At 57.5% G+C, this 15,124-nt stretch carries 14 protein-coding genes; 8 read left to right on the top strand and 6 right to left on the bottom strand.

Annotated elements, in window-relative coordinates:
* Positions 1-105: 105 nt before the first annotated feature.
* Positions 106-879, top strand: a complete 774-nt coding sequence (locus AC07FD_RS03195) for a class I SAM-dependent methyltransferase (protein WP_478348615.1) — start codon at positions 106-108, stop codon at positions 877-879.
* A 53-nt stretch (positions 880-932) separates the two neighbouring features.
* Here AC07FD_RS03195 and AC07FD_RS03190 read toward each other — a convergent pair whose 3' ends face one another.
* Positions 933-1,145, bottom strand: coding sequence for a hypothetical protein (locus tag AC07FD_RS03190; protein ID WP_478348614.1), 213 nt, complete (start codon positions 1,143-1,145; stop codon positions 933-935).
* A gap of 125 nt (positions 1,146-1,270) precedes the next feature.
* On the opposite strand from AC07FD_RS03190, the gene AC07FD_RS03185 reads away from it, so the two are divergent.
* From AC07FD_RS03185 to AC07FD_RS03175, 3 genes are all read left to right on the top strand, one after another.
* Positions 1,271-2,299 carry a class I SAM-dependent methyltransferase gene (locus AC07FD_RS03185; RefSeq protein WP_478348613.1) on the top strand — a complete coding sequence of 343 codons (1,029 nt, stop codon included), beginning with the start codon at positions 1,271-1,273 and terminating at the stop codon, positions 2,297-2,299.
* Positions 2,300-2,414: 115 nt separating this feature from the next.
* Positions 2,415-3,554, top strand: a complete 1,140-nt coding sequence (locus tag AC07FD_RS03180) for an acyltransferase family protein (RefSeq protein WP_478348612.1) — start codon at positions 2,415-2,417, stop codon at positions 3,552-3,554.
* 324 nt (positions 3,555-3,878) lie between these two features.
* On the top strand, positions 3,879-5,720 hold the full coding sequence (locus AC07FD_RS03175; RefSeq protein ID WP_478348611.1) for a rhamnan synthesis F family protein: 1,842 nt from the start codon (positions 3,879-3,881) through the stop codon (positions 5,718-5,720).
* Between the two features lie 98 nt (positions 5,721-5,818).
* Here the strand turns inward: AC07FD_RS03175 and AC07FD_RS03170 are convergent, their stop codons facing one another.
* Together AC07FD_RS03170 and AC07FD_RS03165 are read right to left on the bottom strand one after the other, a co-directional pair.
* Positions 5,819-6,391, bottom strand: a complete 573-nt coding sequence (locus AC07FD_RS03170) for an ABC transporter ATP-binding protein (RefSeq protein ID WP_477226139.1) — start codon at positions 6,389-6,391, stop codon at positions 5,819-5,821.
* Positions 6,392-6,525: 134 nt separating this feature from the next.
* Positions 6,526-7,317 carry an ABC transporter permease gene (locus AC07FD_RS03165; RefSeq protein WP_478348610.1) on the bottom strand — a complete coding sequence of 264 codons (792 nt, stop codon included), beginning with the start codon at positions 7,315-7,317 and terminating at the stop codon, positions 6,526-6,528.
* A gap of 340 nt (positions 7,318-7,657) precedes the next feature.
* On the opposite strand from AC07FD_RS03165, the gene AC07FD_RS03160 reads away from it, so the two are divergent.
* The 3 genes from AC07FD_RS03160 (at position 7,658) to AC07FD_RS03150 (ending at position 11,418) form a co-directional block, all read left to right on the top strand.
* Positions 7,658-9,646 (top strand): SDR family NAD(P)-dependent oxidoreductase, encoded by a 1,989-nt coding sequence (locus AC07FD_RS03160; protein ID WP_478348609.1) that lies wholly within the window; start codon positions 7,658-7,660, stop codon positions 9,644-9,646.
* Between the two features lie 178 nt (positions 9,647-9,824).
* Positions 9,825-10,757, top strand: a complete 933-nt coding sequence (locus AC07FD_RS03155; RefSeq protein ID WP_478348608.1) for a glycosyltransferase family 2 protein — start codon at positions 9,825-9,827, stop codon at positions 10,755-10,757.
* A gap of 121 nt (positions 10,758-10,878) precedes the next feature.
* Positions 10,879-11,418: a sugar transferase gene (locus AC07FD_RS03150; RefSeq protein WP_478348607.1), complete on the top strand. Its 540-nt coding sequence runs from the start codon at positions 10,879-10,881 to the stop codon at positions 11,416-11,418.
* 49 nt (positions 11,419-11,467) lie between these two features.
* Here AC07FD_RS03150 and AC07FD_RS03145 read toward each other — a convergent pair whose 3' ends face one another.
* The 3 genes from AC07FD_RS03145 to AC07FD_RS03135 all read right to left on the bottom strand — a co-directional run bounded on the left by AC07FD_RS03145 (position 11,468) and on the right by AC07FD_RS03135 (position 14,079).
* On the bottom strand, positions 11,468-12,415 hold the full coding sequence (locus AC07FD_RS03145) for an NAD-dependent epimerase/dehydratase family protein (RefSeq protein ID WP_478348606.1): 948 nt from the start codon (positions 12,413-12,415) through the stop codon (positions 11,468-11,470).
* On the bottom strand, positions 12,412-13,737 hold the full coding sequence (locus tag AC07FD_RS03140; RefSeq protein WP_478348605.1) for an O-antigen ligase family protein: 1,326 nt from the start codon (positions 13,735-13,737) through the stop codon (positions 12,412-12,414). The genes AC07FD_RS03145 and AC07FD_RS03140 overlap by 4 nt, the downstream gene beginning before the upstream one ends.
* A gap of 198 nt (positions 13,738-13,935) precedes the next feature.
* Complete coding sequence (locus AC07FD_RS03135; protein ID WP_478348604.1) at positions 13,936-14,079, bottom strand: hypothetical protein; 144 nt, start codon at positions 14,077-14,079, stop codon at positions 13,936-13,938.
* Positions 14,080-14,217: 138 nt separating this feature from the next.
* Between AC07FD_RS03135 and cysD the strand changes: the two genes are divergently transcribed.
* Positions 14,218-15,123 carry a sulfate adenylyltransferase subunit CysD gene (gene cysD, locus AC07FD_RS03130; RefSeq protein ID WP_478348603.1) on the top strand — a complete coding sequence of 302 codons (906 nt, stop codon included), beginning with the start codon at positions 14,218-14,220 and terminating at the stop codon, positions 15,121-15,123.
* Position 15,124 lies beyond the last annotated feature (1 nt).

The raw sequence follows: 15,124 nt of genomic DNA, 5'->3' as shown, positions 1-15,124 counted from the left end.
AGGCGCCAATCCACTAATCCATCAGTGGAATTTCAGCCTCACGCGCGGCCGCTACAGCGAATCCCAAGCGTGCCACATGAAGTCGAACTTACCGAGGAATTCAACATGGACGCCGCTCCGCCAGAGTTCAGCCGAAATGAGCTTGCTTCTCTTGTTGGTCGCGAATCGTCCCTCGAACTGGGGCCTTTCACGAATCCAACCCTGCGTGGTCGAAATGTAAAATATTTCGACGTCATGGACAAACAGGGACTGATCAAGAGGGCGGATGCGATCGGCTATCCTTCCTCTAGCCCAGTCGATATTCACTATGTCTCCAGCAATGGCGACTTGAGTATCGTGGGGGAGAAGTTTGATTTTTGCCTGAGCTGTCACTGCATCGAGCATCAACCGGATCTGATCTACCATCTGAACCAGGTGACGAGGATCCTAGTGCCGACGGGCAGATATCTTCTGATTATTCCGGACAAGCGCTACTGCTTCGATCATTTCATTCCAGAGAGCTCAATTGCCGATTTCATCGGTGCTCGGGGCAACAGAGTTCACAGTGCAAAGAGCGTCATCGAACACATAGCTCTAACCACGCATAATGACCCGGTACGCCATTGGGCCGGAGATCACGGGGTAGCAAAATTTCGACATGATCTGACTACCGTCTCCCAGGCAATGAGCGGGTACGACAATTCCGGCGGGGCCTACATCGACGTGCACGCTTGGCAATTCACCCCCCAGAGTTTCCGCTCGGGAATAGAGGTACTTGCCAATCTCGGCCTCATTGGGCTGGACGTGGAGCAGGTCTATGCCACGCCGCACAACACTTTTGAATTCTGCGCTGTTTTGAAGCGAAGGCTAGGGGCAGCGCTTGAGAGTGCCGGAGAATGAGCCCGGGAGAGACTGATCATCTCAACGACGGCTTGCCTCCCGTCCAATGATGTCTAGGCCGCCTCGGTCTTCAGGTTTGCGACCACCATTGGGGCAACAGGCAGTTTCCTTTTTTGTACACCAGCCAGCCGACCCACCCACGCTGCTTTGTTGATGGGGCGCTCGATCAGATAGAAGCTGGCGAGGCCGAACGCGACGGCTGTCGGAACCGATAAAGGCCAGACATGGCGAGGATCATGCACTATCGCCGCGAGGCCCGAATTCACGAATAAGGCAGCCAGCACCGCGTAGGCTGACGCGGCAACAGCCGGCCCCCTGGTGTGGTTGATTGAATTCTCGTGACGCGCCGTCTATGGTTCGCCGCTCAAATGGACCAGGGGGAAATTGCATCTTGGGTAGACACGAAGCTCTTTTGTCGATGCTCAACTCGGACGGCTTTGGTCTGGAGGTCGGGCCGAGCTATTCGCCCCTCTTGCCGAAGTCCAAAGGCTACAATGTCGAGATATTTGACCATGCTGATGGCCCGGCACTTCGCAAGAAGTATCACGACAATGCCTCGCAGATCGAGGAAGTTGATTACGTTTCAGACGGTCGCGGACTACTGGATATCATCGGCAAACCTAGCCGATATGACTACATTGTAGCTTCACACGTCATCGAGCATATTCCTGACATCGTGCGCTTCATCCAGGATTGTGAAACGCTTCTGAAGCCGGACGGCGTGCTGGTTCTGGCTGTCCCCGACAAGCGGTATTGCTTTGACACTCTGCGGCCCGTCTCGACCGTTGGGCAGGCGCTTCAAGCCTACGCGGAGAAGAGGACGCGTCATACTGCCGGCGTGGTATTCGATCACATGAATTCCATCTGCACCAAGGCTGACGCGATCGTATGGGTTGAGCCAACGCTTGACGATCTAAAGTTCCTGTACTCACCTGACGCTGCCCTCGATAAGTACCAAGAAGCCCAAACGACGCCTGATTATCTTGACACGCACGGATGGCAGTTCACGCCGGCCTTTTTTGAATACCTCATCAAGACGCTGCGTGGCCTGAATTTCATCAAATCAGGTGTTCAGTCTCTTCAAACGAATGTATTCACCGGTCTTCATGAGTTCTACGTCAGTCTCTCGAAGAGTGCACCGATTTGCTTGACTTCCGACTTCGATCTTTTGAAGAAGGCAGAGCGCGAGTTGCGAAACATCTATGTCGCTAGGATCGACGCGCCGCGGGAGACAGAGGAGCTTGTGCGCCTTCGCTCCGAGGCGGAACGGCGGACAGAGGAGCTTGTGCGTCTTCGCTCTGAGGCGGAACGTCTCCGCTCCGAAAACGCACGCTTTCAATATGAAAATGCGGCACTGAAGGCTTCGACGTCGTGGAGGGTGACATCGCCGCTTCGATACATTCGGACCTTATTGGGTTAGTGGCGCCGGCCTGAACGGAGCGCCGTAGCCGGAATGATGCCATCTCAAAGCCGACAGGTTGCGTAGCCGCCTTGTTCCAAGTAGGGGTGCTGCTAATTTTCCGTGAGGTCCTAAATTGGCAGGCAGGTACAACGCAGCTCCGAATCGGGTGCCCTTCCTGGACGCCTTGCGTGGGCTGGCAGCCATTTGGGTCGTCGTTGTGCACGTAGCGATGCTTCCATCGCCGCGTCTTCAAGTTGCACCGTTTCTCGATCTGTTTGTCGTAAACGGCACCATGGGAGTGGAGCTGTTTTTCGTGGTGAGTGCGTTTTCACTCTGCCTCAGTATGCCGGTTCATGATCGGGAAGTTCGCCCGATTCTGGGGTTCGCACTTCGTCGGTTTTTCAGGATAGCTCCCCTATTTTACTTGATTATCCTGGTCATGTGCATTCACAATTTCAGCGGCGTAAAGATCGATGGCAAATCGATCTTATTGAATATGACATTTCTGTTTAATCTGGTTCCAGGCTACCAGACGTCCATTGTTCCGGCGGGTTGGACGGTTGGAGTGGAGATGGTATTTTACATGATATTCCCCTTGTTGTATCGATTTTCTAAAGGTGTAATTCTGTCGGTTTCTGTATTTTTTGTTTCTATATGCATAGCGACTCTTTTCTTTATGAATATAAATTTATTTGTTGCTGATCCATTCAATTACTACCTGTATTCAATTCTTTATCGCGCTCCGATTTTTACGTTCGGGCTTATCGCTTTCTATCTGTTGCCGATATTGGAAAAGCGTCCGGAAAGGAAGCAGATTGGGTTGGCGCTTCTGACGTTTGTGCCTGTGATGTTTTTTGCAATCACCGCAAATAAGGTTGCGATATTCGACAAGTATTATTGGGAAGGGGTGATGTTTGGTGCGTTGGTGATCGGGCTCGGCCTTCTCCCCGTTGCTGTGATCGTCAATCCTGTTTCGGCATGGCTGGGGAGAATCAGTTACTCGGTCTATCTGCTTCACAGCATTTTTATCGTCGTGCTCATTCCGACCATGAGGTCGATCCAAAGGATGGTCGAGAGTCCAACGATTGCTTTCATACTCAGTCTGACGATGACTTTAGCCTTGGTGATCCCGTCTGCCTTCCTGCTCAATTATTTCGTTGAAGATCCAGTCAACAAATGGGGCAAGCGCTTTTCGTCTCGGGTCGCCGGCCGCAAAAACGTCGGCGTGCTTGCAACGGGGGAGCCGGTTCTCGCTGAGTCTTCAAGGGGGTAGGCCGCTTGTCCATTCCCAAGGCTTCTTTGAAGGTAACTCCGGTTACCTTCTGCATGGCTGATGTGAGGGGTCATTTGGCACGCCGCATGTCTGCGCCGGACAGGATCGCGTCCCTCCGGCCTTTTTTATCGGCATCGAATGGTCTAATGCGTGCACCTGATGTCCTCTGCAGGATAGCGCCCATATCACGGACTTCGACGAGACGACCCGGAGACATCATCCCTCGATGACGCCTGGGTGGCAGGATGCGGCCAACGCCTCTTTCGATCCGGTATCGGGGCGCTCCAATTTCAAGTGCTATATGCACCAAAGAGAGATACGTCGATGAGGCGTCTGGCTATCGCATTTTACTACGACCAGCACGGCAAGATAGATGAGTATTATTTTCACCTGATTGCATCGATCAAACCTTTTGTTGAGAAGGTTTTGGTGGTTTGCAACGGTCCGGTGGACGAAGAGGCCGAATCTCGCCTTTCCGAGGCCGCCGACAGCTTCCTGATCAGGGAGAACAAAGGGTTCGATGTATGGGCCTATCGCACTGCGCTCGAACATATCGGGTGGGACGAGCTTTCGCACTTCGATGAGATCTTGCTTTTCAACCACACCTTCTACGGGCCGATTTTCCCTTTCTCGGAAATGTTCTCGGAGATGGACCAGCGTCAGTGTGATTTCTGGGGGATCTCCGCTCACGGGGCGATGAGGCCTAATCCGATCGACGTCAGAAAAGCGGAGCTGCCCTTCCATCTCAACTCCCATTTCATCGCGGTGCGGCGGTCCCTGCATCAGTCAAAGGCGTTTCGGGATTATTGGACCCAGATGGGGCCCATCAACTCCTACATGGACTCAATCGCGAAACATGAGACGGTGTTCACAGGGCATTTCCAGGCCTTGGGCTATACCTGTTCGGTTTTGCTCGATCCCGCACGATACAAGACGTCATATCCAGTGCTGATGGAGCCGGACAAAACGCTGGAGGATCGCAGCCCGATCCTGAAGAAGCGGCTGTTTTTTCATGACACGCTGTTCCTCGAGCGCGAGGCCATCAATCTGCCGCGCGCGCTGGAGATCATAGAGAACCAATCCGATTACGATCTGTCGCTGATATGGAAGAGCGTTGGCCGCCTGGGCTCGCCTCGTACGCTAAATGGCAACGCCGCGTTGCTCTCCGTCCTGCCGGATGTACAGGTCGGTCCGCAAAGGAACTGGGACGATTATCGGATAGCGGTTCTCGCGCACGTATATCACGTCGACATGATCGACGAGATTCTAGGCTACACCGAAAACGTGCCGAAGGGTTACGACCTGATCATCACGACCGACAATGCAAACAAGCAGGCGTTGATCCAGCAAGCAATCGCAAAGGCGCAGAACGTCGGAAATGCCGTCGTTCTGGTTGTCGAGAACGACGGCAGGGATACCTCCGCTCTCCTCATCGGGTGCCGCGATTATGTGCTCGAGGACCGTTACGACCTGATCTGCCGGATACATTCCAAGCAATCTTCCCAAGACGGCGCCAAGGGGGAGCTGTTCAAGCTTCACACCCTTGAAAACCTTCTTCATACGCCTGGGTATGTCTCGAATTTGCTCGAGCTTTTTGCCAACAACCCGGCGCTTGGCCTTGTCATGCCGCCGATGATTCATATCGGGTACCCGACCCTGGGAAACTCATGGTTTGGCAACAAGGATAACGTTCAAAAGATAGCCAAACAGCTGAATCTGATCGTGCATCTGGATGCCAATTCGCCGGTGGCGCCTTACGGTGGAATGTACTGGTTTCGTCCTGCCGCTCTCAGGAAGCTTTTCGAACATAAGTGGGCCTGGGACGACTTCGCCAAGATGGATTATCGGGATGGGAGTTTGGTCCACGCCATAGAGCGGATCATTGCCTATGTCGCAATCGACGCCGGATACACCTTCCGGCACGTGGTGACCGCGAGGAATGCGGCTCACAACTACGTCATGTTGGAAGCCAAATTGCAGGCATTGTTAGCGGACGGAGCGCCAGCGGAATTCGGAAACTTGGGAGTGGCAAGGTCCTTTCGTGGCCTCCTCTTCTCGATCAAGAGATCGATCGTGACCACATCGCCAACAGCGTTCAGGATCCTCAGGCCGATCTACCGCGGTCTGCAAAGGATAATCACGCTTGGTCGCGGCGCGACAAACTAAGCTCACCCCATGGCCAATTCGCTCGGGAAAGGCTCCAGGCGACCTAAGGCGAATTTCGCTCAGGCGAGGATAGGAGGCCGATCAATCACGAGGCGCTGTTAAGTCAGCGACTCTACCCGGCCAGCTCGAAGCGTCATCTTCTTCGTGCAAACGCGCTGGATGAGCGACTCGTCGTGGCTGGCCAGCACGATGATGCCGGCCTTTTCCGCCAATTCGTCCATGCGTCGTTTGGCTTTTTCCTGGAATGACGCGTCGCCGGCGCCAATCCATTCATCCATCAGCAGAATTTCAGGTTCGAGCGCGGTCGCCGCTGCAAACGCCAGCCGTGCCGCCATGCCCTGGCTGTAAGCCTTGAACGGCAGGTCGATGAAATCGCCCAGCTCGCTGAAATCGATGATTTCTTCCATCTTCTCTTCGATTTCGGCCAGCGTCCAACCGCTGATCAGCCCCCTCAGCACGATGTTTCTGCGCCCGGTGGCCTCGGGCCGAAAACCTATGCTGATGTTGAACAAGGCATCGACCTTGCCCGCGATCGATATCGTGCCGCCCGATGGCTGGTAGATTCCGTAGAGAACCTTGAGCAGGGTGGTCTTGCCGGCGCCATTCGGGCCGACGAGCCCCAGCCGGTCGCCCGCCTTGAGTTCGAAACTGACATCGTCGAGCGCCTGCACGACCTGCTTGGTGCCCGACTTCGATATGTTGCCGCCGAGAGCGCTCCGACGCCGGCCAGGCGCCGAAAGCGTCAACTTTTCGAACAGGCGATAAACGAGGCTGACATTGTTCAGTTTGATGGAGGTCATGGAACTCAGATCAGGAAAACGATGCGCTTGCGATAAAGGCCCAGCAGCAGCAACGCAAGGGCCCAAACGCCGAGACAAACGTAGCCTGTCACCGTCAACGCATGCGCCGGAAAGATGCCCGTCGTGATCGGCTCACGCACGCCCTCCAGGAAGTAGGTGAACGGGTTCCAATGATAGGCATATTTTTGAACGCCCTCTTGCCCGCTGTAGACCCAGAAGACCGGCGTTAGGAACATGCCCACCCGCATCAGGTTCCCAACGATGAACTCACTATCGGGAAAGAAGGCGCCCAAGAACGCAAAAACCGTGACAAGTGCAGGAGTTGCCACGATGATGAGCAACAGACCCAGCAACGACAGCAGCCAGTTTGTGTTGATCCCGTAACCGGCCAGCAGCAGAATAAGAACGCAACCCGCCAACGAATAACCAGCCCGGATGATGCATTGCATCGTCAATCGCATCACATACACGAACAACGGCAGCGTCGTGCCTTGAATGAAGCTCGCTTCGCGCTGGAAGAGTGACACGCTCATGGTGATGGTTTCGGTGAGGTAGAACCACACCAGCATGCCGATGGCTACATAGGCTATGTAGCTTGGGTCGCTGGCGTCCTTGGTCACGAAAACGAAGACAAATGTGCCGACGAAAGCAAAATAATTGACCAGCATCCAAAGCGGACCCAGGGTCGTGCGCCTGTGCTGGTCGCCGATGTCCTCATGGGCGAGCGCGACCCAGACCCGGTGCAACCGCACGGCCTTGGAGATATCGTCAAAAGCGCCGTTTAGTGCCGCAATCATCGTTGGGAGTATCGCAATCTGCTTTTTTCCAGCGCTTGGTTTTTCCGGCGCTTCATCGCTTCAAGGCCCGTGACGAACCACCACGGAGCTCTTAATAGCCATTGCGACGTGCCTATGGCAACGCACTGCGTTTTAATGTCGCGAGTTGGGCGTCGGGTCCGATCGCTTGCCCTCGCGCTCTCTGAAAAAACATCTAGCTATGACTTCGAGCCCGCAGTATGCGATACAACAGGGCAGGGGCCAGGGATAGCACTTTGAAAGAGCGATCGGCCACGAAGCATATTCGTGCTCGCGCCTTGGTGAAGTTCATGTCCGTGAGCCTGGAGTCTAGTGCAGTCCAATGAATTCTTACCTCGAAGCTGTATTCGGACTCAGGCCGGAAATGCGGCGCGCCTTCATCATGGCCCAGGACGTGGTCATGGTCCTGGTCGCCGTGGCACTCAGCCTTGTGCTTTCGCGGTCGAATCTTTCGTTCGATCCGCTCTCCAACCAGGGTTTGGGAACCTGGGGGGGCATTGTCGTCATCAGCCATCTCCTGTTTAGATATTGTGGTCTCTACAAGACCGTTTGGCGCTTCGCTTCGACGCCCGACTTTTTCAATATCCTAAAGAGCTGCGCGATTTTGACGTTGGCTCTGTACGCCACGTCCATGCTGGCTCGTTCTTTCCAGCCTGTGCAGGGGCTCAACGAGCGTCAGTTCATCGTCTTCTTCCTCGTCTCCTTCACGATCATATCGGCGCCCCGGCTGTTCTACCGCTTCCTGCGTGACGGCGCGAGCTGGGGCATTCTGAGCACCAAGACCGGCAAGACGCAGGCCAAGCAGGCGTTGTTCGTTGGCCGACTCGGCGAAGCCGACCTGATCATTCGCTTCACGCGCACGGCGGAGCCGGCGGACTATTCCATCGCCGGGATCATGGCGACCGAGCGCGGCGTACAATTGGGCACGCGGATTCAAGGCGTTCCCGTGGTGGCGACCCGGCCGCGGCTGATCGACGTCCTGGAAGACTATGCGACAGGCACCGAAAGCCTGGACTTGCTGATTTTCGGCAGTGGCGCCGAGCACGAGATCGAGGAGTATTCGGAACTCGTCCGCGTCGCCCGGCATGGCGACATAAGTGTGGTGCAGTTCTCCGGTCTTTCGGAACTGGAACAGCAGGGAAAACTGGTTCTCGACGCGGTCGAGATGGAAACGATCCTACGCCGCCCGACTGTGCCTTCCGATGTCGAGCGTATCGGGACCTTTGTTGGCGGCAAGCGCGTTCTGGTGACGGGCGGTGCCGGGTCGATCGGCCGAACATTGGTCAAACGGTCGTTGGAACTGGGGGCGGAGGCGGTGCTCGTCGCCGACAACTCCGAGTTCGGCATCTTCCAGTTGAGCCAGTACATTGACGAGAAGGACCACGACCGCCTCAAGGTCCGCATCGTCGATGTCGCGGATCGGCGCCAGATAACGCGTGTCGTCACGGAATTCAGACCGGACATCGTCTTTCACGCCGCGGCGCTCAAGCATGTTCCGCTGCTCGAGGAAAACTGGGATTCGGCCATCCAGACCAATGTCTTCGGCACGCTTGTCTGTGCCGAAGTCGCCGCCAAATGCGGGGTTGCCCAGTTTGTCCTGATATCGAGCGACAAGGCGGTGGATCCCTCATCGGTGCTCGGCGTGACAAAGCGGGCTGCCGAACAGATCATCAGCGCCTTGCATGGGCCCCCCGCCAGCGGGCCGGGCGCGCGTCGATCGGTCACCAAGTTCGTGGCCGTTCGCTTCGGCAATGTCTTCGGCAGCAACGGTTCGGTGGCGACCATATTCCAGGCGCAGATCGAGGCCGGAGGGCCGGTCACCATCACGGACCGGCGCATGACACGCTATTTCATGACAGTGGCCGAAGCCGTCGATCTCGTAATCATGTCGGCCGCCGATGCCGCATCGCGGCAAAGCGGGGACGATTATGCCGTCTATATGCTCGACATGGGCAAGCCGGTGCCGATCCTTGAAGTGGCCGAAACAATGATCCGCCTGTCCGGGAAGAGCCCCTACACGGACATCCCGATCCGGTTCACCGGTATAAGGCCGGGCGAGAAACTTCACGAAATGCTGCATGGCGAGGATGAGGAACTCGTCGAACTCGGCATTTCGAAGATCTTTGGCCTGAGCACGGATGTCGTGGAATGGTCGGATGTCCAGGCCGCGCTGACGGCGCTGCAGCAGTCGGTCAAGAATCAGGACAAAGATGGTGCGCTGGCCGTGCTGGCAGGCCTTGACCAGGCCAAGAAGGCCAGGGGGAGCATCCATCAGGCCGTGATCTCGAAAACGGCCCGCCAAGCGACCTAACCCGATCCAGAAGCGATCGTGATCGTGGTTTGGACAAACCTAGAGCAATTCCAGGAAAAGTGTGAAACGGTTTTCCGTCCGGAATTGCGTCGAAACAAGGAAATTGAGCGGTTCTGCGTTTCCGTGAAACGATGAGCCGCTCTAGCCATTCCAGGCATTTGCAGGGTGTTTGAAGCTCGTGAGCAAAGAAGATCCGCGCATCGCAGTCCTGATGGGCACGAAAGACGGCGCCGCCTTCATCGACGAGCAACTGCAATCCGTGCTCGCGCAGTCGCACCCTCTGATCGACCTGTGGATCTCCGACGATGGCTCCGTCGATGACACGATTGCCATCATCGAGGCGTGGAAATCCCGCTGGACCAAGGGTCGAGTGACCCTGGTGGAGGGGCCGCGGCAAGGGTTCGCTCCCAATTTCCGGTCGATGATCCTTGACCGGCGCATCGATGCGGACTGCTATGCCTTCTGCGACCAGGACGATATCTGGGAGCCCGACAGGCTGGAGAGCGCTGTCAGCTGGATGCGGGCCCATGACGCAAAAATCCCGTTGATGTTTTGCTCGCGAACCGCGACCATGACCGAATCCGGAAGCCTTGTCGGCCATTCGCCGCTGTTTCGCCGGACGCCATCCTTTCGCAACGCGCTTGTGCAAAGCATCGCCGGCGGCAACACCATCCTGCTCAACGCCGCGGCCCGCGACCTGCTGGCCAGGGCCTCAGCGCAAACCGAGTTCGTCAGCCACGACTGGTGGGCCTATCTCATCGTGACCGCCGCCGGCGGCATCGTCCGCTACGATCCACGGCCGCTGGTGCGCTACCGCCAGCATGCGGCAAACCTGGTTGGCGCCAACGTGTCGTGGAGGGCGAGGATTTCCCGGCTTGGCCGTCTGTTCAAGGGCGACTTTGCCGGCTGGACGAATCGCAATCTTGACGGACTTGCCGTCAACCGCGACCTGCTGACCGAGGATGCAGCGGCGTGCGTCGATCTGTTTACAAAAGGGCGGCAGGGCAATCTTTTCCAGCGTTTGGGCGGCTTGCGCAAAAGCGGTGTCTATCGGCAGACACTTGCCGGCACCCTGGGGCTCTATCTCGCATTCATCCTGGGTCGCATCTGAGCATCGAACGGCTGCATGGTGTGCTTGGCCAGGAGATGACCTCATGCTACGTCGACCGTATTGACGGGCTTCGTCTGCGGCGTTGTCTCGGGGCTTTGGCAGGGAGCGCTATCGGCCGTTCATGAAGGCAACCAAGCAATTCTTCGATCTTGCCGGCGCGGCTCTGCTGCTGGTGGTCACATCGCCTGTTCTGGTGCTCGCCTTCCTTGCTGTTCGCGCATCATCACCCGGTCCGGCCATTTTTTCGCAGACGCGGGTCGGTCGCGACGGCCTGCTTTTTCGCTGTCACAAATTGCGGACGATGTATGTTGGAACGCCGTCATTGCCCACGCACGAGGCGCCTACGAATTCCGTCACCTCGGTTGGCAAGGTCTTGCGGAAATTCAAGCTCGACGAGTTGCCCCAGTTCTGGAACGTTCTGAAGGGCGAGATGAGCCTGGTTGGGCCGCGTCCCTGTCTGCCGACGCAAACGGAATTGATCGAGTGTCGAAGGCGACTAGGGGTCTTGGCGGCACTTCCAGGCATAACGGGTCTGGCCCAGATCAAGGGCATCGACATGTCGAACCCCGAGCTTTTGGCCAAAACCGATGCCGCCTATCTCAGGACGGCATCGTTCTGGCTCGACCTTCGGATCCTGTTTGGGACGCTCTATCGAAGCTGAGCAGGCCATGATCTCAAAAACCGAAGCCGGTTTTGGGAAGAGGTCATGGTCAAGCGAGAGGTCGACGTTCACGGAGCCGCGCCAGGTCGGCCAGCCGCTCCAGCGTACCGGTTTCCGGTGCCCAGCCCTGCGATATCAGCAGCGAAGGATCGCATATCTGCGTCGCGGTCATGCTGTCCCAAAACGCCCGCTTGCCCAGTACGACCGCGGCCGGCCGCATCAGGCCGGCCGGCACCATGATCAGGCGCGTCGGCCGTCCGAAACCCCTGCGAAAGGCGGCAATGACGGCAGCGACTGTGACCGGTGGCACATCGGCGCCGACATAGATCGGGCGAAGCGGTTCCGAATGGCTCAGCAGGTGCGACACCGCGCGCGCCGCGGCTTCGGAGGACATCAGCGAGCGGATTCCCGCCAAGGCGCCTGTCGGCAGCGGCAGCGCCATATCGGCCAGGCGCATCAGCGTCGCCAGGTTTCCCCTCATGCCGCTTCCATAGACCGGAGGCAGGCGCAACACAGCGGCATCGGAACGGCCGTGCGACGCATAGGCGCTCAGAACCTTGATCTCGGCTTCGCGCTTCGAGCGCCCATAGACGCATTGCGGGGCAGGAAGCGTGGTCTCGTCGATCGTTGCGCTGACGCGAGCGCCGATCACGGCCCGGATCGAGGAGAGGTGGATGAAACGTCCGCTGACCTGCGCGGCCGCTGCCTGCGCCAGCCGCGCGCTCAATTCCACATTGGCCGCCCGAAAATCGGCTTCGGTGGCGTCGCCCTGGTCATTGTTGAGGCCGGCACAATGAACGACATGGGTCACATCCCTGGTCAGCGCCAGGAAGGCCGCGGCAGGCGCATCGAAACCGGGCATCGCCACAGCTTCGCTTCCCGAACCCAGCCTCTCCGGGTGACGGGAGGCGAGGCGAAGCTCGGCGCCGGCGTCGCGAAGGTGGTGCACGACAAGACGTCCGATGAAACCCGTCGCACCTGTCACCAAGACTTTCATTGCCTTGCTCGCGACAGCTCTTGGCTGGCTGGTGGAAGCGCCTGCCCTTCCATCTCCGGTGGAAGTGCTTGCCCTTCCGCCAACGGAGCCTGACGTCCGGAGGCAAGATATGTCCCGCACACCAGGAAGACCATCAGCACCGAGTCCAGAATGTCATGGCCGATCAGGATCCCTGTCATCCCGGCTGTGAGATAGGTGGTCACGACGATGACAATCATGGTGGCGCCGAACCGCTCGACCGGATCGCGGCTGTTTCGCAAGACCCGGACGGCATTTCCAGCAGCAAAGACAAAGATCGCCGCCAGCGTCATGGCGCCCAGAATTCCTGCTTGCACCAAGGCGGTCAGAAAGCCGTTGTGGAAATGGTTGAAGCCTGTGTCCATTGCGAACTGGTCGTGAAAGCCCTGCTTGATCAGAAGCTGGCTCGCGCCCACACCATGTCCGAACACCGGCATGTCATGGAATGCCTTGAGGCCGATGTCCCAAAGGGCAACACGTATTCCCAACGAGGTGTCGTAGTTGTCGTGGGTCCCAAGCGCATCCCAATCGGAGCGCAGAAAGTCGACGCGCCCGGATATCGCCTGGGAGCCGAAAGCCGCGATCACGACACCGACTGCCGTGAGCAGCAGCAGCACGCGAACGGCATTCCTGCCTCTGAGCCTCTGATGGTTGATCAAAAGAACGGCGATGCCGGCAATCAGCAGCGCCAGCCAGACAATACGCGAACCGGAATAGATGATGGCGATCGTCCCGGCCAGTGCGGCGTAGAAGAGGGGGTTCCGGGCTCGTTCTATGCCTGACAAGGCACCGGCCACGCAGACCGCCACGGCAAGGCAGACGACGGTTGCGAAGACGATCGGATTGCCGGCCCCGCCCTCGGCCCTGACCCCAATCCAGTATTGCTGGATGACGGCCATCAGCAGCGCGACAAAACAGGCGGCCATGCTGCTGAGCACGACGGTACGGGCAAGCGTGGCTTTCTGCGTGATGCTCCAGGTCGAATAGGAGATTGGGAAAAACAGGAAGGTAACGAGCGGGATCAGGTGTGGCGCATCTCTGACCAAAGCGTTGTTGACGATGGAAGCCATGAGATTGGCCGCGCAATAGGCATAGATCGCGACCGTCAGCCAGATCATGGGCCGGTCGATGTTGAAGCGCCTTTTCCCGGCGGCAATCAGCGCGAGGGAGGCGAGGGCTCCGCCATTGAACACAAAACTGACCAACGATCCCAGAACCGGTGGAAAAAAGAAGCAAAGGATGGAGAAGTAGACATTCACCCGCGAGGCAGTGAATTGCTGTCTTATCGATGAAAACCGGTTCAATGCTCTAGGTCACAATTCTCTGGGAGCGATAGGTGTCGTCGGCGGCAACGGATATCGCCTCGAAATTGCACGTGTTCCATCATGCGTCGTGCTCGTCTTCAGCAGCCGGTATAGCGGCTTGGCCCTTTTTTCGATAGTGCGGCAGGTGGGATTGCCGCCAGAAATCGATGGCCACCGATGGTGGCCTGGCTGAGGCTCTCACGTAGCAATTTGCATGTTCAGCCAGGCAATATTTTCCCTCGCTTTTCCTAGCGGCTCGCCCTGTGAGCAGAAATTTCCGGGTTTTGCCGCGCCCATGGAAAATTCATTCCCGAACCGTGCGCCGCGGGGCCAGTCCAGCATTGTTCTCTCCGACGGCTATCTGCTAGAACGCCGGCACGAGAGAGATTGTCCAGAAGCAAGGCTTGAACCGGGCGCAAAAAGCCCGATGATTTGAGGCAAGGTCTTCTGTCGGAAGGCACGAAAGAACGCTTACAGTCCATGACCATTGCGCTTACGCATCTTCAACGGCTTGAAGCCGAGTCCGTCCATATCTTCCGCGAGGTTGCGGCCGCCTTTGCCAAGCCGGTCATGCTCTATTCCGTCGGCAAGGACTCTTCGGTGCTGATGCATCTGGCGATGAAGGCATTTTATCCCGCCAAGCCGCCGTTCCCTTTCCTTCACGTTGACACGACGTGGAAATTCCGCGAGATGATCGCCTTTCGCGATCAGATGGCGCAGAAACTCGGTTTCGATCTGCTGGTTCATGTCAATGAAGACGGCGTGCGCGACAACATCAATCCATTCGATCACGGTTCGAACACGCATACCCATGTGATGAAGACCGTGGCGTTGCGCCAGGCGCTCGACAAATACGGTTTCGACGCTGCCTTTGGCGGCGCCCGCCGCGACGAGGAGAAATCGCGCGCCAAGGAGCGCATATTCTCCTTCCGCAATGCGCAGCATGTGTGGGACCCGAAGAACCAGCGGCCCGAGATGTGGAAGATATTCAACACCCGCATCGCATCGGGTGAATCGATCCGCGTCTTCCCGCTGTCGAATTGGACCGAGCTCGACATCTGGCAGTATATTCTGCAGGAAAACATCCCGATCGTGCCGCTCTATTTCGCCAAGCAGCGGCCGGTGGTCGAGCGCGACGGCATGCTGATCCTGCGGGACGACGAGCGCATGAAACTGCGTCCCGGCGAGACGGTGGAGAACCGGCTTGTGCGGTTCCGCACGCTCGGCTGCTATCCGCTGACCGGCGCCATCGAATCGGATGCCGACACGCTGGAAGCTATCGTCGGCGAAATGCTGACCGCGCGCACCTCCGAACGGCAGGGTCGCCTGATAGACCGCGATGAAGCCGGCTCTATGGAAAAGAAGAAGCGCGAGGGGTATTTCTGAC

This window comes from Mesorhizobium waitakense, assembly GCF_056431085.1.
Note: the sequence above shows the minus strand (reverse complement) of the source record. Positions and strands in the feature narration are given on the sequence as shown.